This is a genomic window from Ruegeria sp. G5, from assembly GCF_056533365.1.
Map to the genome: position 1 here is coordinate 547,072 of NZ_JBQFOK010000001.1, position 16,155 is coordinate 563,226.

The 16,155-nt window shown below is 56.9% G+C and carries 17 protein-coding genes; 11 read left to right on the forward strand and 6 right to left on the reverse strand.

Annotated features, from left to right (window positions below):
- Position 1 precedes the first annotated feature (1 nt).
- The 5 genes from ACR0BD_RS02735 to mdh form a co-directional block, all read right to left on the reverse strand.
- Positions 2-2,959: a 2-oxoglutarate dehydrogenase E1 component gene (locus tag ACR0BD_RS02735; protein WP_480695254.1), complete on the reverse strand. Its 2,958-nt coding sequence runs from the start codon at positions 2,957-2,959 to the stop codon at positions 2-4.
- Positions 2,956-3,516, reverse strand: coding sequence for a DUF805 domain-containing protein (locus tag ACR0BD_RS02740; protein ID WP_480828748.1), 561 nt, complete (start codon positions 3,514-3,516; stop codon positions 2,956-2,958). The genes ACR0BD_RS02735 and ACR0BD_RS02740 overlap by 4 nt, the downstream gene beginning before the upstream one ends.
- Before the next feature lie 409 nt (positions 3,517-3,925).
- Positions 3,926-4,807, reverse strand: a complete 882-nt coding sequence (gene sucD / locus ACR0BD_RS02745; RefSeq protein WP_480695250.1) for a succinate--CoA ligase subunit alpha — start codon at positions 4,805-4,807, stop codon at positions 3,926-3,928.
- Between the two features lie 84 nt (positions 4,808-4,891).
- Positions 4,892-6,085, reverse strand: coding sequence for an ADP-forming succinate--CoA ligase subunit beta (sucC, locus tag ACR0BD_RS02750; RefSeq protein ID WP_480828749.1), 1,194 nt, complete (start codon positions 6,083-6,085; stop codon positions 4,892-4,894).
- Positions 6,086-6,495: 410 nt separating this feature from the next.
- Positions 6,496-7,458 (reverse strand): malate dehydrogenase, encoded by a 963-nt coding sequence (mdh, locus tag ACR0BD_RS02755; RefSeq protein WP_480695246.1) that lies wholly within the window; start codon positions 7,456-7,458, stop codon positions 6,496-6,498.
- A 161-nt stretch (positions 7,459-7,619) separates the two neighbouring features.
- On the opposite strand from mdh, the gene ACR0BD_RS02760 reads away from it, so the two are divergent.
- Positions 7,620-8,375 (forward strand): sulfite exporter TauE/SafE family protein, encoded by a 756-nt coding sequence (locus ACR0BD_RS02760; protein ID WP_480695244.1) that lies wholly within the window; start codon positions 7,620-7,622, stop codon positions 8,373-8,375.
- Here the strand turns inward: ACR0BD_RS02760 and ACR0BD_RS02765 are convergent.
- Positions 8,372-8,671 carry a hypothetical protein gene (locus ACR0BD_RS02765; protein WP_480828750.1) on the reverse strand — a complete coding sequence of 100 codons (300 nt, stop codon included), beginning with the start codon at positions 8,669-8,671 and terminating at the stop codon, positions 8,372-8,374. The two genes, ACR0BD_RS02760 and ACR0BD_RS02765, sit on opposite strands and share 4 nt — an antisense overlap.
- 170 nt (positions 8,672-8,841) lie before the next feature.
- Here ACR0BD_RS02765 and ACR0BD_RS02770 point away from each other — a divergent pair, with 170 nt between their 5' ends.
- From ACR0BD_RS02770 to ACR0BD_RS02815, 10 genes are all read left to right on the forward strand, one after another.
- Positions 8,842-9,699 (forward strand): HpcH/HpaI aldolase/citrate lyase family protein, encoded by an 858-nt coding sequence (locus ACR0BD_RS02770; protein ID WP_480828751.1) that lies wholly within the window; start codon positions 8,842-8,844, stop codon positions 9,697-9,699.
- Positions 9,700-9,705: 6 nt separating this feature from the next.
- The gene (locus ACR0BD_RS02775; RefSeq protein ID WP_480828752.1) at positions 9,706-10,260 is read left to right on the forward strand and encodes an NnrU family protein; all 555 of its coding nucleotides are present in this window, start codon (positions 9,706-9,708) and stop codon (positions 10,258-10,260) included.
- Between the two features lie 11 nt (positions 10,261-10,271).
- On the forward strand, positions 10,272-10,478 hold the full coding sequence (locus tag ACR0BD_RS02780; protein ID WP_480828753.1) for a DUF1737 domain-containing protein: 207 nt from the start codon (positions 10,272-10,274) through the stop codon (positions 10,476-10,478).
- Positions 10,478-11,506 carry a MaoC family dehydratase gene (locus ACR0BD_RS02785; RefSeq protein ID WP_480828754.1) on the forward strand — a complete coding sequence of 343 codons (1,029 nt, stop codon included), beginning with the start codon at positions 10,478-10,480 and terminating at the stop codon, positions 11,504-11,506. The genes ACR0BD_RS02780 and ACR0BD_RS02785 overlap by 1 nt, the downstream gene beginning before the upstream one ends.
- Positions 11,507-11,561: 55 nt before the next feature.
- Positions 11,562-12,224 (forward strand): DUF1194 domain-containing protein, encoded by a 663-nt coding sequence (locus tag ACR0BD_RS02790; RefSeq protein ID WP_480828756.1) that lies wholly within the window; start codon positions 11,562-11,564, stop codon positions 12,222-12,224.
- Between the two features lie 199 nt (positions 12,225-12,423).
- Positions 12,424-12,810, forward strand: a complete 387-nt coding sequence (sdhC, locus tag ACR0BD_RS02795) for a succinate dehydrogenase, cytochrome b556 subunit (protein WP_480695231.1) — start codon at positions 12,424-12,426, stop codon at positions 12,808-12,810.
- Positions 12,811-12,822: 12 nt separating this feature from the next.
- Positions 12,823-13,194, forward strand: a complete 372-nt coding sequence (gene sdhD / locus ACR0BD_RS02800) for a succinate dehydrogenase, hydrophobic membrane anchor protein (protein WP_480695229.1) — start codon at positions 12,823-12,825, stop codon at positions 13,192-13,194.
- A gap of 18 nt (positions 13,195-13,212) precedes the next feature.
- On the forward strand, positions 13,213-15,018 hold the full coding sequence (gene sdhA, locus ACR0BD_RS02805) for a succinate dehydrogenase flavoprotein subunit (protein ID WP_480828758.1): 1,806 nt from the start codon (positions 13,213-13,215) through the stop codon (positions 15,016-15,018).
- Between the two features lie 12 nt (positions 15,019-15,030).
- The gene (locus tag ACR0BD_RS02810; RefSeq protein ID WP_480695225.1) at positions 15,031-15,810 is read left to right on the forward strand and encodes a succinate dehydrogenase iron-sulfur subunit; all 780 of its coding nucleotides are present in this window, start codon (positions 15,031-15,033) and stop codon (positions 15,808-15,810) included.
- A 135-nt stretch (positions 15,811-15,945) separates the two neighbouring features.
- Complete coding sequence (locus ACR0BD_RS02815) at positions 15,946-16,092, forward strand: hypothetical protein (protein WP_480828760.1); 147 nt, start codon at positions 15,946-15,948, stop codon at positions 16,090-16,092.
- The last annotated feature ends 63 nt before the right edge of the window (positions 16,093-16,155 follow it).

The following is a 16,155-nucleotide window of genomic DNA, read 5'->3' on the forward strand; positions in this document are numbered from 1 at the left end:
ATTACTTTCCTTCAATGCTCAGCGCTTCGTTCACCAGCGCTTCTTGTTGGGCTTTGTGTTGGCTGGCCAGACCCGTCGCGGGCGAGGCCGAAGTTGCGCGACCAACATAACGGGGCCGTGTGTTTTTGGCCTTAATGCGGGTCAGAACCCATTCAATGTTGGGTTCGATAAAGGTCCATGCCCCCTGGTTCTTGGGCTCTTCCTGACACCAGACGATCTCGGCGCCTTTGAAACGCTCGAGTTCGTTGATGAGAGAGTGGGCTGGGAACGGATAGTATTGCTCGATCCGCATCAGATAGATGTCGTCGATCCCGCGCGCATCGCGTTCTTCCAGTAGGTCGTAGTAGACCTTGCCCGAACACATCACCACGCGCTTGATCTTCTTGTCGGCCACCAGCTTGGTGTCAGAGTTCCCCTGTTGTGCGTCGTCCCATAGAACCCTGTGGAAACTGGACCCGGTGGTGAACTGGTCCGCAGTGCTGACGGCCAGCTTATGACGCAACAACGACTTGGGCGTTACCATGATCAGAGGCTTGCGGAAGGTCCGGTGCAACTGACGGCGCAGGATGTGGAAATAGTTCGCAGGCGTCGTACAGTTCGCCACAATCCAGTTGTCCTGACCGCACATCTGCAGGAACCGCTCGAGCCGCGCCGAGCTGTGTTCAGGGCCTTGCCCTTCGAACCCGTGCGGCAACAGGCAAACCAACCCGGACATCCGCAGCCATTTGCTTTCGCCCGAACTGATGAACTGGTCGAACATGATCTGCGCACCGTTGGCAAAGTCGCCAAACTGCGCTTCCCATAGGGTCAGTGCATTGGGTTCGGCCAGCGAGTAGCCATACTCAAACCCCAGCACGGCATATTCGCTGAGCATCGAGTCGATGACCTCGTAGTGCGATTGTCCTTGTCGAATGTTGTTCAGCGGATAGTAGCGTTCTTCGGTTTCCTGATGCACAAACCCCGAGTGGCGCTGAGAAAACGTCCCGCGTGTTGCATCCTGACCTGACAAGCGCACCGGATACCCTTCGGTCAGCAAAGACCCGAATGCCAAAGCTTCGCCGGTTGCCCAGTCGAAACCCTTACCCGTTTCGAACATCTGCTTTTTATGTTCCAGCAGACGGGCAACAGTTTTGTGGACGGCGATATCTGCTGGGGCGTGCGTCAGCGCGTTGCCAACCTCGGCCAGGGTTTCCGGCGTAATGGCGGTGTCGCCACGCACGTATTCGTCCTTGTTTCTGTCCAGATGTGACCAACGCCCATCCAACCAGTCGGCTTTGTTGGGCTTGAAGTCCTTACCAGCGTCGAACTCATCGTTCAGATGAGCCTGAAACGCGGCCTTCATATCCTCGATCTCACCTTCTGGGATCAGGCCGTCCTTCACCAGACGTTCTGTGTACAGTGACAGGGTCGTCTTATGCGTCTTGATCTTCTTGTACATGATCGGGTTGGTGAACATGGGCTCATCGCCCTCGTTGTGACCAAACCGGCGGTAGCAGAAGATGTCGATGACCACGTCCTTGTGAAACTTCTGACGGAACTCGGTCGCGACCTTGGCTGCGTGAACCACGGCCTCGGGGTCGTCACCGTTCACGTGGAAGATCGGCGCCTCGACCATCAACGCGATATCGGTCGGATATGGGCTGGAACGCGAGAAATGCGGTGCAGTGGTGAACCCGATCTGGTTGTTCACAACGATATGCATAGTGCCGCCGGTCTTGTGACCGCGCAGACCAGACAGGCCGAAACCTTCGGCAACAACACCCTGACCGGCAAAGGCGGCATCGCCGTGCAGCAGGATGCCCATGACAGCCGTGCGATCCTTGTCGTTCAACTGGTCCTGTTTTGCACGGACCTTGCCCAGAACCACAGGGTTCACCGCCTCAAGGTGCGAGGGGTTCGCTGTCAGAGACAGGTGTACGCTGTTGCCATCAAACTCACGGTCGCTGGACGCACCGAGGTGGTATTTCACGTCACCCGATCCATCTACGTCTTCCGGTTTAAAGCTGCCGCCCTGGAATTCGTTGAAGATGGCCCGGTACGGCTTGCGCATCACGTTGGCCAGAATGTTCAAACGGCCCCGGTGGGGCATCCCGATCACGATGTCGCTGACACCCAATGCACCGCCGCGCTTGATGATCTGTTCCATCGCGGGGATCAGAGCCTCTCCACCGTCAAGACCGAACCGCTTGGTGCCCATGTATTTGACGTGCAGGAATTTCTCGAAACCCTCGGCTTCGACCATCTTGTTCAGGATCGCCTTGCGACCTTCCTTGGTGAACTGGATTTCTTTGCCGTAGCCTTCGATCCGCTCTTTCAGCCACGCGGCCTCTTCCGGGTTCGAGATGTGCATGTACTGCAATGCAAAAGTACCACAGTAAGTGCGCTTCACGATCTCGACGATCTGGCGCATGCTGGCCATCTGCAGGCCCAGTACGTTGTCGATAAAGATCGGCCGGTCCATGTCAGCGTCAGTGAACCCATAGGTCTTGGGGTCCAATTCCGGATGCGTGCTGGCCGCGCGCATGCCCAACGGATCGAGATTAGCGGCCAGATGCCCCCGGATCCGATAGGCGCGGATCAGCATCAGTGCGCGCAGGCTGTCCAGCACCGCGCGTTTGATCTGGTCGTCGCTGACCTCGACCCCTTTTGCAGCGGCCTTGTCCTTGATCTTGTTGCCCGCCGCCTTGGCATCAATCTCGGCCCACTCGCCCGTAAGTGCTCCGGTCAGATCGTCCGTCGGCATCGGAGGCCAATCGGTCCGTGCCCATGACGGACCTTCGGCCTCTTTCTGTACGTCAGGCGTTGCGTCGCCCATTGCCTTGAAAAACTCGGCCCAGGCCGCATCTACAGCGCCTGGGTTCTTGGTGTACTGGGCATAGAGCTGCTCCAGATACTCTGCGTTATGCCCCTGCATGAAGCTTGAGGCATGAAACTGGTCGTTGGGCGAGTGTTCGGTCATGGGATTACCTCTGTTGGGTTGGGACCGTATTGATTGGTGCCTGGTTCACTGGGGCGGGTCAGCCACCACAAAACCAGGAGGGGCGACACCACCAGAACCAGTAGTGTCGGAATAACAAGAAGCAGCGTGGCACGGGTAAACAGGATATCCAGGCTACCCCCGTGCTGGAAATGAGACGCAAGGCCGATGCCAAAGATCAAAACCCCCACGGCTCCGACGATCAGCAAAATCGGTAGCAAAGCATAAAACCCGCTGCGTCCTGTGTCGTGCATCCGGCGAAACGCTGCGGCCAGATGCGGGAAAAACACAATCGCACCGACAATGGTCTGCACAGGGCCAGAGGACGTGGCGGTGACGGATTTGGTCGTCTCGGTTTCTGTAGTGGCGACCTGAGTGAAGAACTTGAGGTCGATTATTCCGGCGATGATGCTCCAGATCACGATGAAAAGGAAAAAGAACCAGTATTCGGGCCGTGAAGCACGACCCGTGAAGGTGAAGAACTTGGAGAAACAAGTGCGGATGGCGTCGGAAAAGGTCATTGTTCCGTGTTGATTCATCCCTTACCCCCTAGTTGCTGGACGCACAGTCAAAAATTGACTGACGACGCTCAAATAGAAGGAATGAGTTGCCGATAGCGCTGTCCGAAACAAGCCTTGGGGAACCTTCAAACTGTGTGCACCAGAAGTCGGCCGCTGTTTGCAGTTCCTCATTATCAACACGAATGCTCAAGTAAGTGAATGATATGCGGTCTTGTCCTAGTGTTTCTGTCGAACCGCCTGTCACACTGGGAATGGCTCGAACGATGAATTGATCCGACGGTGTTTTGTTGGAAGCTTCGGCGCCCGCTGTGCCACTTGAGCAAGCAAGCGCGACAATGAAGCCCGCCCGCCCCAGAGGACGGGCGCTTCGCAACCACCCCAGATAGGGTGCTGCCCTCAGCACATATGCGCAGGGGGCAGACATAGCCTAACCAATCGCTTCCAGCACAGCCTCACCCAGCGTCGCGGGGCTTTCTGCCACTACGATACCGGCTGAGCGCATGGCTTCGATTTTGTCCTCGGCACCACCTTTGCCGCCGGCGACGATCGCGCCTGCGTGGCCCATGCGGCGGCCCGGAGGGGCCGTGCGGCCTGCGATGAAGCCAGCAACCGGCTTTTTACGGCCTTTCTTGGCCTCATCCGCCAGGAACTGCGCGGCTTCTTCCTCGGCCGAGCCACCGATCTCACCGATCATGATGATCGAGTGGGTTTCGTCATCAGCCAGGAACCATTCCAGCACGTCGATATGCTCGGTCCCTTTGATCGGGTCGCCGCCGATGCCGACGCAGGTGGACTGGCCGAGACCCACATCGGTGGTCTGCTTGACGGCCTCATAAGTCAGGGTGCCCGAGCGGGACACAACGCCGACCGAGCCGCGCTTGTGGATGTGGCCGGGCATGATGCCGATCTTGCAGGCATCCGGCGTGATGACACCAGGGCAGTTCGGCCCGATCAAGCGCGAGCTTGAACCTTCCAGCGCGCGTTTCACCTTCATCATGTCCAGAACCGGGATACCTTCGGTAATGCAGACGATCACTTCCATCTCGGCATCAATCGCTTCGAGGATCGAGTCCGCCGCGAAGGGCGGTGGAACATAGATCACCGAGGCGTTGGCTTCGGTCACATGCTTGGCCTCGTGGACCGAGTTGAACACGGGCAGGTCAAGATGTGTTTGCCCTCCTTTGCCGGGGGTCACGCCGCCGACCATCTTGGTGCCATAAGCAATGGCCTGTTCGCTATGGAATGTGCCCTGCGAGCCGGTAAAGCCTTGACAGATCACTTTGGTATTTTCGTCGATGAGGACTGCCATTTGGCGTTCTCCTTTTTTTGGCGGGCCTCGGCCTGCCAGAATTCTTCGGAAAGGTGTGCCGAAGCACACCCTACGGAATTGGGATTAGCCTTTGACGGCCTTCACGATCTTCTCGGCACCGTCTTTCAGGTTGTCCGCTGCGATCACGTCCAGGCCAGAGGTGTTGATGATCTCTTTGCCTTTCTCGACATTCGTGCCTTCCAGACGCACGACCAGCGGAACCTGCAGGCCGACCTCTTTCACCGCGGCGACAACGCCCTCGGCGATGACGTCACAGCGCATGATGCCGCCGAAGATGTTGACCAGAATGCCTTTGACGTTGTCGTCCGAGGTGATGATCTTGAACGCTTCGGTCACTTTTTCTTTGGTCGCGCCACCGCCTACGTCGAGGAAGTTGGCAGGTTCAGCACCGTAGAGCTTGATGATGTCCATCGTGGCCATCGCCAGACCGGCGCCGTTCACCATACACCCGATCTCACCGTCCAGAGCGATGTAGTTCAGGTCGTATTTCGAGGCTTCCAGTTCTTTGGGGTCTTCCTCGGTCGTGTCGCGCAGTTCGGCGATGTCAGGGTGGCGGTAGACCGCGTTTCCATCAAAGCCGACCTTGGCATCCAGAACTTTCAGGTCACCTTTGTCCGAGATGATCAGCGGGTTGATCTCCAGCATCTCCATATCCTTCTCGACGAAGGCATTGTAGAGCTGGTTCATCAGCTTGACGCATTGCTTGACCTGCGCACCTTCCAGTCCCAGTGAGAAGGCGATGCGGCGGCCGTGATAGGCCTGATAACCGGTCGCGGGGTCCACCGAGAAAGAAAGGATTTTCTCTGGTGTGGCTGCCGCCACCTCTTCGATGTCCATGCCACCGTCGGTCGAGCAGACAAAGGAAATCCGGCTGGTCTGGCGATCCACCAGCAGCGCCAGGTACAGTTCGCGTTCGATGCCGGAACCGGCCTCGATATAGATGCGGTTGACCTGCTTGCCTGCGGGGCCGGTCTGATGCGTCACCAGGGTGCGGCCCAGCATCTTTTTGGCTTCTTCTGCCGCTTCTTCCACCGATTTGGTCAGACGGACACCGCCCTTTTCACCGGCGTCGGCCTCTTTGAAAGACCCCTTGCCGCGTCCACCTGCGTGGATTTGTGCTTTGACAACCCACAAGGGGCCGTCCAGTTCACCGGCTGCGGTTTTGGCTTCCTCGGCGCGCAACACGGCGCGTCCATCGGAGACCGGAGCGCCATAGCTGCGAAGAAGCGCTTTGGCCTGATATTCGTGAATGTTCATCGAAATATGTCCCGTCTGACTACGATTACACCTTTATAGGGGGGTCTAGGGGACAAGTTTAAAGGCTTTTTTGACGTCGAAGCGCTTTTTCACGAAGATTTTCACTATTTGTGATCACGCCTTTTTTGGGTGTGATCACAAAGTTTGAGTTGCTGCTTTCTGTTGATTCGGCACGGAATTCCGACCTTGGAATGTAATGTGTCGGAAGCTAGCGCTAACCGTAGCAGAGCTTATCAGCCGCTTTTTAGGTGACAAGGTTGATTTGCATAACTTGTCGTGTTCGCGGCTTGCATGATTTTGCTCGGCGTCACGACTACTGGTGCTTTGTTTCGGGAAGATGCCGCTCTCAGATAAACAAAAACCCGGCCCCTTTTTGCAAGGAGCCGGGTTCATCAGTTCTGTGCAAAAGCTTACGCCAAAGAGCTGTCGATACCCTTACAAGCCTCGATCAGGCCTTTTACGGCGTTGACCGAGTTATCGAACCCGGCTTGCTCTTCTGCGTTGAGTTTGATGTCGACGATGCGTTCGATGCCGCCAGCGCCGATAACGGTGGGTACGCCGACATACATGCCTTCGACACCCAGTTCACCGTCACAATAGGCAGCACACGGCAGAACGCGTTTCTGGTCTTTCAGGTAGGCTTCGGCCATTTCGATCGCCGAAGTAGCCGGAGCGTAGAAGGCCGATCCGGTTTTCAGCAGGCCAACGATCTCGGCACCGCCGTCACGGGTGCGCTGAACGATAGCGTCCAGTTTCTCTTGTGTGGTCCAGCCCATTTCAACCAGATCGGGCAACGGGATACCGGCAACGGTCGAGTAACGAACGGACGGCACCATCGTGTCGCCGTGACCGCCCAGAACGAATGCAGTGACATCGCGCATAGAGACGTTGAATTCTTCCGACAGGAAGTGGGCAAAGCGACCCGAGTCCAGAACGCCTGCCATACCGCAGACCTTGTTGTGGGGCAGGCCTGAGAATTCGCGTAGTGCCCAGACCATCGCATCCAGCGGATTGGTGATGCAGATGACAAACGCGTTGGGCGCGTTGGCGGCAATGCCTTCACCCACGGATTTCATGACCTTCAGGTTGATGCCCAGCAGGTCGTCGCGGCTCATGCCCGGTTTGCGAGGGACACCGGCTGTGACGATGCAGACATCCGCGCCTGCGATGTCTTCATAGGACTGCGTGCCTTTCAGCTTGGCGTCGAACCCTTCCGAGGGACCGGATTCTGCGATGTCCAGCGCCTTGCCTTCGGGGGTGCCTTCGGCGATGTCGAACAGGACAACGTCACCGAGTTCTTTCATTGCTGCGAGGTGGGCGAGCGTGCCGCCGATCTGACCTGCGCCGATCAGCGCGATCTTGGGTCTGGCCATTTGGATTATCTCCGGTCGGTTTTGAAATCGCGGTTTTGCTAGTCGTTAAATGCGTTTCTTGCAAGTGTCCTGCGGCGCGGCATGCAACCGCATACTGTTTGCTCTCTCCATTGTGATTGCGCTAAATGGCCTAGCACACAGGCGTATTTACGGGATGCCACATGTTCGAATTGAACTTGATGTTTTTTGCAGTGGCGATCCCGGCAGTGATTTTTGCTGGCATTTCCAAGGGTGGCTTTGGGTCTGGCGTAGCGTTTGCGTCTTCGTCGATTCTGGCATTGATCCTGACACCAGGCCAGGCGCTGGCATTGATGTTACCGATCCTGATGGTGATCGACGTCACCACGCTTGGACCATATTGGAAGCGCTGGAGCTGGCCGGACTCGAGGTTGCTGATCCTTGGGGCTGTGCCCGGTGTGGCACTAGGCGCATGGCTTTACCGAGCCACCGATGACGATTTGCTACGGCTGCTGATCGGAGGGATCTCAGTTGGGTTTGTGGTGTGGCATATGGCGCAGAGCAAAGGTTGGATTCGCGGGTTTGCAAATCGACTACCGCCGCCCGCAGGCTTGTTCGCGGGTCTGGTGGCTGGATTCACCAGCTTTGTCAGCCATGCCGGGGGACCCCCGGCCGCAGTGTACCTGTTATCGCAACGGCTTTCGAAAACCGAATTTCAGGCGTCAACCGTGTTGGTGTTCTGGGTGATCAATTTTGCCAAGTTCGTCCCATACGCCTATCTGGGTCTGTTCACGTGGCACACGGCCTTGGCTGATCTGTTGTTGACCCCATTTGCCATTCTGGGTGCTTGGCTTGGCGTTCGAGCCCATTTTATGCTGTCCGAACGCCTGTTCTTTGGTATCGCTTATGTCTTGTTGACCTTAACTGGCAGCAAGTTGATTTGGGATGCATTGACCTAAGTGTTGGGCGGCAAATCTTCGGCCGTATCTTCATACGCGCGGCCCGAGGCAAACAGGCATGTCATTCCATCGGGATGTGTGACGGTAATCGTCCAGCTTCCGGTTTGGTCTGACGCGAATACCTCCATCACAACACCCTGTCGGGCGATCCCTATCCCGCGGCGTGTTTCCCCATAGGTTTCAGCCAGGCGTGTGAGCACATCTTTTCGCGGCGCACATGTTTGCGCGTTCACCTGTTGAGCGGCCAGAGCCATGATGCCCAAGCCAATTGTCATCTTGATGAGTGTCTTTTTCATTCGCGATTCCTTCGGGTTCAACTGACCCAAAAAGTGCGGAGTAGACTCCGAAATCTGGTTAAATAAACGTACGTTGCGTCGTTTATGCTGCGATGCGGCGATTTTGTCCTTGAACTTTCCGAAAAATAATGCCCCATTTCGCGCAACTTTATTTCAAGAGGGAGAGGCCCGTGGACCCCCGTCAGCGCCCCTATCGTTCTGTTCTGTACATCCCCGGTTCCCGGGACCGCGCGCTGGACAAGGCGCGCACTCTTCCCGTCGACGCGATAATCTTTGATCTGGAAGACGCGGTGGCAGCGGATGAAAAGGACAATGCGCGCGCCACCCTCAAAGCTGCGCTGGACGCTGGTGGCTATGGCGCGCGCGTCAAGATTGTGCGGATCAATGGGCTAGACACCGAGTGGGGCCGTGCCGATGCAGAAGCCGTTCGAGATATGGATGCCGATGTGGTTCTTTTGCCCAAGGTGAATTCCGCGGCGGATGTGGATGCCTTGGCCGCAATCACCGCAGATTTACCCATTTGGGCAATGATGGAGACGCCGCGCGGGATGCTGAAGGCAGCCGAGATTGCCGCCCACCCTCTGATGGCGGGCTTTGTGATGGGCACAAATGACCTGGCCAAAGAGCTGCAAACTCGTTTCCGTCCTGACCGCTTGCCCATGATGGCTTCGCTGGGGCTGTGTCTGCTGGCCGCAAAGGCCGAGGGGCTGGTGATCGTGGATGGTGTTTATAACGCGTTCAAAGATGACGCTGGCCTTGCTGCGGAATGTGAGCAGGGGCGTGATATGGGGTTTGATGGCAAGACTCTGATCCATCCGGCGCAAGTGGATATCACCAATGCGGCCTATGCGCCGTCAGATGCCGAGATCGATCTGGCACGACGTCAGATTGTAGCGTTTGAAGAGGTTGAGGCCCAAGGGCAGGGTGTTGCCGTCGTTGATGGCAAAATTGTTGAAAACCTGCACGTTGCAACCGCCCGCGAAATTCTGGCAAAAGCAGAGGCAATTTCAGCTTTGCAAGCGGGGTAAGCCAGCATGGGCTTTGTTCTTCTGATCCTTGGTGTGGCGCTTTGGTGGGCGGCTCATCTGTTCAAACGTGTAATGCCTACGCAGCGCGCGGCGATGGGCGATGGCGGCAAGGGCGCCGTGGCGCTGGCTTTGGTCGCGGCGATTGTGTTGATGATCTTCGGCTATCGCATGACCGATTTCGTCTATGTCTGGGCACCGCCGACATTCCTGATCCACGTCAACAACTTGTTGGTGCTGATCGCCATCTTTCTGATGAGCCCCGCAGCGAAGAAAGGCCGCCTGCTGAACAAACTGCGCCATCCGATGCTGGGCGGGTTCAAGCTGTGGGCCTTTGCGCATCTGCTGGTGAATGGCGATCTGGCCTCGATCATCCTGTTCGGCGGGTTGCTGGCCTGGGCCGTGGTCGAAGTGATCGTGATCAACAAATCCGAGCCCGAGTGGACGCCGGGTGAACCTGGCACCTACGGTAAGGACGCGATGTTCTTTGTGGCCTCGATCGTTCTGCTTGGGATCATCGGCTATATTCACGGGCTGGTTGGCCCGTCACCGTTTGGTTCGTAAGAGGTATACCGATGGCGAAACTCTATCGCATTCTGACCGAGGAGGACACCTCGGCTTTCTGCCACAAGGTGTCCGATGCCCTGGCCAAAGGTTGGGAGCTTTACGGCGGCCCCTCATACGCCTTTGACGCGGCCAACAACGTCATGCGGTGCGCGCAAGCTGTGACCAAAGACGTTGAGGCCGACTATTCCCCCGATATGAAACTGGGACTGCAGTAATGGCAAAAACCAATCCGGGACGCTTTTTTGAGGATTACTCTGTCGGTCAGGTCCTGCATCATGCGGTGCCGCGGACTGTGACAGATGGCGAGCGGGCCTTGTATCACGCGCTTTATCCAGCGCGTCATGCGCTGTATTCCTCGGACGAGTTTGCCCGGGCAAGCGGTTTGCCGAAAAGCCCGATTGATGATCTGGCCGCCTTTCATGTCGTGTTCGGCAAGACCGTCCCGGATGTATCACTGAATGCGGTCGCCAATCTTGGGTACGCCGAAGGACGCTGGCTGAAACCGGTTTATCCCGGCGATACGTTGCGGTCGGAATCCGAGGTGATCGGCGTCAAGCAGAACTCTAACGGCAAGACGGGCGTTGTTTGGGTGCGCACACGCGGCCTGAATCAAAGGGACGAAACCGTTCTGGATTATGTTCGTTGGGTTATGGTGCGTAAATCAGATCCGGGTGCACCTGCACCCGATACGGTCGTTCCGGAACTGAAAAAGGTCTTGGAACCGCAAGATCTGATCGTTCCTGACGGTCTGGACTTCACCAATTACAACTTTGCGCTTGCAGGAGAGTCGCACCGTTGGGGTGACTACTCGGTTGGCGAAAAAATTGATCACGTCGACGGGGTCACCGTGGAGGAGGCCGAGCATATGCTGGCAACTCGGCTGTGGCAGAATACGGCCAAAGTACATTTCGACCTGACGTTCCGGCCCGAAGGTCGATTGATCTACGGTGGGCACGTGATCTCGATGGCGCGTGCGCTGTCCTTCAACGGGCTTGCAAACGCGCAAATGATCGTTGGGCTGAACGGTGGGGCGCATGCCAACCCTTGTTTCGCGGGCGACACAATCAAAGCCTGGTCCGAGGTTCTGGACAAGGCGGAAACCGACGTGCCCGGTGTTGGTGCCATTCGCCTGCGGCTGGTCGCCACCAAAGGTGGGCCGGCATTTGAGATAAAGGGTGAGGACGGCAAGTACCTTCCTGATGTCCTGCTCGACCTTGATTATTGGGCCCTTATGCCGATTTGATCGACGCCCACATTCATGTGATCGCAATGACGGCCAATCGTGCTAGGCTGCGCGCATGGTTCTGCTTCGTTCCCTTGCGGTCACTTTTGGTCTTTCTTCTCCCGCTTTGGCGTGTGACCTCGCTTTAGCTCTGGCAGTTGATGTTTCCGGGTCGGTTGATTCCACAGAATACCGCATTCAGATGGACGGTCTGGCTGCCGGTTTGCGCGACCCAATCGTGTCCGAGGCGCTGGTGCGGGGCGATGCCAGATTGATGCTGGTGCAGTGGACCGGTGCGTCGCGGCAAAAAGTGACGATCCCGTGGACCCGGATCGACAGTTTTGAAACTTTGGATCGCTTTGCCGATCAAGTGGCGGCTGACCCTAGGGTGTGGCGCAACTTTTCCACCGCGATCGGAGAAGCGCTCGAGATGACATTGTCCAGCTTTGACGAGGTTTCTGAATGCAAACGTCATCTGATCGACATATCTGGCGACGGAATCTCGAACGAGGGGGTCGAACCTAACGAAATACATGACGTTCTGCGAAACCGAGGTGTGACGGTGAATGCGATCGCCATTGAAGAGAGTGAACCGGACCTGACCGCCTACTTCTTTGAAAACGTTATAGTGGGCGAAGGCGCATTCGTTGTTTCGGCCGCCGGATTCGCGGATTATCCCGAGCGCATCCGGAAAAAGTTGCTGCGGGAAGTGACACAACAAACGGCTGGGTTGGAATAGTCGAAACGCAGATTCGGAAGTCGCGGCGCTAACATCCAAAGGACTCGATTTCTTTTGTGATCACGTCATTATTTTGTGTGATCACGTTTTCGCAATATCTGCCATATTGCGTCAATTTGCGGCTTTTTTGCATGTGCAGCACGTGACAGTGTCGCAAAAACCAGTAAAACGTTCGGTAGCCAACCGAAAAGGAGCCGCCATGGCCGATGTTAATCGGGGCAATCGCCCGTTATCACCGCACCTGTCGATTTATCGACCGCAGCTGACCTCGGTCACATCCATTCTGACCCGTATCACCGGAAACGCCATGATCGTGGCCGCGTTGCTGATCGTGTGGTGGTTTCTGGCCGCCGCGACGTCGCCCGAGGCATTTGAACGCGCAAACTGGTGGGTGACCTCGGTTCTGGGTGATCTGGTGATGGCGTTTTCCTTGTGGGGTCTGTGGTATCACACCCTGGCTGGTGTGCGTCACCTGATTTGGGATAACGCCGTGGGGCTGGACTTGCCCACCGCGACCAAGCTGGGTTGGGCGGTTGTCATCGGTTCAGTCGTTCTGACCCTTTTGACCCTGATCATCGTCGCTTAAAGGAGGCCTGACATGCGTTATCTGACGGACCGTAAACGCGCGATTGGCCTGGGTTCAGCCAAGGCGGGGACTGCGCATTTCTGGCGGATGAAGGTCAGCTCGGTTGCTTTGCTGATCCTTGTTCCGCTTTTCATCTTCACATTCGGCCCGGTACTGGGACAGCCCTATGATGTGGTGCTGGACTATTACTCGCGCCCCTTCCCGGCAATTGTCGCGGCGCTGACACTGGTTATCGGGTTCAAACACTTTGCCGAAGGCGCGCAGGTGATGCTTGAGGATTATGTCCATGGCACCATGGAAAAAGTCCTGATCATCCTGACCACCTGCCTGTCTTACGGCGCGGCAGCGGCTGGCTTGTTCGCCATCGCGCGCATTGCCCTTTAATTCCCGGAGCTGAACGAAATGGCTGCATACGAATACGAAACACATGAATATGACGTGGTCGTTGTCGGCGCTGGTGGGGCCGGACTGCGCGCCACTCTGGGCATGGCAGAACAAGGGTTGCGCACGGCTTGTGTAACCAAGGTTTTCCCGACGCGCTCGCACACGGTTGCGGCGCAAGGCGGGATTGCGGCGTCGCTGTCGAACATGGGGCCGGACCATTGGCAGTGGCACATGTACGACACCGTCAAAGGTTCGGACTGGTTGGGGGATACCGACGCGATGGAATACCTCGCGCGTGAGGCACCCAAGGCGGTTTATGAGCTGGAACACTACGGTGTGCCGTTCAGCCGTACTGAAGAAGGCAAAATCTATCAGCGTCCCTTCGGCGGGCACACCACTGAATTTGGTGAAGGCCCTGCCGTACAGCGCACCTGTGCCGCGGCTGACCGGACCGGTCACGCGATCTTGCACACGCTCTATGGTCAGTCGCTGAAGAACAACGCCGAGTTCTATATCGAATATTTCGCCATCGACCTGATCATGTCCGACGACGGGCAGTGTCAGGGCGTTGTCTGCTGGAAGCTGGACGATGGCACCATGCATGTCTTCAACGCCAAGATGGTGGTGCTGGCAACTGGCGGCTATGGCCGTGCCTATTTCTCGGCCACGTCGGCCCATACCTGCACCGGTGATGGCGGCGGCATGGTGGCCCGCGCGGGTCTGGCCCTTCAAGACATGGAGTTTGTGCAGTTCCACCCGACCGGCATCTACGGTTCGGGCTGTCTGATCACAGAAGGTGCACGGGGCGAGGGTGGTTACCTGACCAACTCCGAAGGAGAGCGGTTCATGGAGCGCTATGCGCCCCAGTACAAAGACCTTGCGCCCCGCGATTACGTCAGCCGGTCCATGACCATGGAAATCCGCGAAGGGCGTGGTGTCGGCGGCGAAGGCGATCATATCCACCTGAACCTGTCGCACCTGCCTGCCGAGGCACTGGCGGAACGTCTGCCCGGCATCTCGGAATCAGCCAAGATTTTCGCCGGTGTCGATGTCACCAAAGAACCGATCCCGGTTCTTCCGACCGTGCACTACAACATGGGTGGCATTCCCACGAACTATTGGGGTGAGGTGCTGAACCCAACCGCCGACGACCCAACCGCTGTTGTGTCGGGCCTGATGGCCGTGGGTGAAGCAGGGTGTGCGTCGGTCCATGGGGCGAACCGTTTGGGTTCGAACTCTCTGATCGACCTAGTGGTCTTTGGGCGTGCGGCGGCAATCCGGGCCGGTAAAGTGGTGGATGCTGAGGCATCAAACCCTGTTCTGAACCAGGCGTCTGTCGACAAAGCATTTGATCGGTTCGACGCCGTTCGCAACGCCAGTGGTGAAATCCCGACGGCCGACCTGCGACTTGAGATGCAGAAAACCATGCAGGCCGACGCGGCCGTTTTCCGTACTGCCAAGACGATGGCCGAAGGCGTCGAGAAGATGACCGCGATCGCTGCCAAGATGGACGATCTGAAGGTGACCGACCGCTCTTTGGTCTGGAACAGTGACCTGATGGAAACGCTTGAGCTGACCAACCTGATGCCAAGCGCGCTGGCAACGATTGTGGGCGCCGAAGCGCGTAAGGAATCACGTGGTGCGCACGCGCACGAAGACTTCACGGAACGCGACGATGAAAACTGGCGCGTTCATACCGTCAGCCGAGTTGAAGGCAGCAAGGTTGAACTTAGCTATCGCCCGGTCATCGTCGATCCGCTGACCACAGAAAACGAAGGTGGCATCAGCCTTCAGAAAATCGCGCCCAAAGCGCGGACGTTCTAAGGAGAGGAACATATGGTACAGCTGACCCTCCCAAAGAATTCCCGGATCACAACCGGAAAGACGTGGCCCAAACCTGATGGCGCGACCAATGTGCGTAAGTTCCAGATTTATCGCTGGAACCCAGATGACGGTCAGAACCCGCGCGTCGATACTTATTTCGTTGATATGGATAGCTGCGGCCCGATGGTTTTGGACGCGCTGATCAAGATCAAGAACGAGATTGATCCAACACTTACCTTCCGCCGGTCTTGCCGTGAGGGGATTTGCGGGTCGTGCGCGATGAATATCGACGGGATCAACACGCTGGCCTGTATCTACGGCATGGATGAGATCAAGGGCGACGTGAAGATCTATCCGTTGCCACATATGCCGGTGGTCAAGGACCTGATCCCGGACCTGACGCATTTCTACGCGCAGCACGCATCGATCATGCCCTGGCTGGAAACCAAGACGAACCGACCCGCGAAAGAGTGGAAGCAGTCCATCGAGGACCGCAAGAAACTGGACGGTCTGTATGAATGCGTGATGTGCGCCAGCTGCTCGACCTCGTGTCCCAGCTACTGGTGGAACGGTGACCGCTATCTCGGGCCCGCCGCGTTGTTGCATGCCTATCGCTGGATCATCGACAGCCGTGACGAAGCGACGGGTGAGCGTTTGGATGAATTGGAAGATCCGTTCAAACTGTATCGCTGTCACACCATCATGAATTGCGCAAAGACCTGCCCCAAGGGTTTGAACCCGGCACAGGCGATTGCGGAAATCAAGAAAATGATGGTCGAACGCGCCGTATAACGGCTTGATTCCATGTGCTTGCCGGGTTGCGGCAAGCGCATGGCAAGATTGCAAAATCATGGGCTGCAGCGCGATCTGATCGACGTTATCTGATCGATCAGGGAGGAATGATATCACCTATACGGGATCGTTCCGATGCAGAAAACTCAACCAGACAGCAAATCCAAAGCGCAAGAAGCGCTGGCAGTTCTTGAACAGGCTTGGGCCTATTACATGCCCGAGCCGGTCGTCGGACAGGATAAAGCCGAACCAGAGCTGTTCGAATACGCAAACGCTGCGTGAAACCCGACCAAGACACTTGAAGCCATACAGAGATTGGGCAAAGCATAGTCATGCCCATTCTCT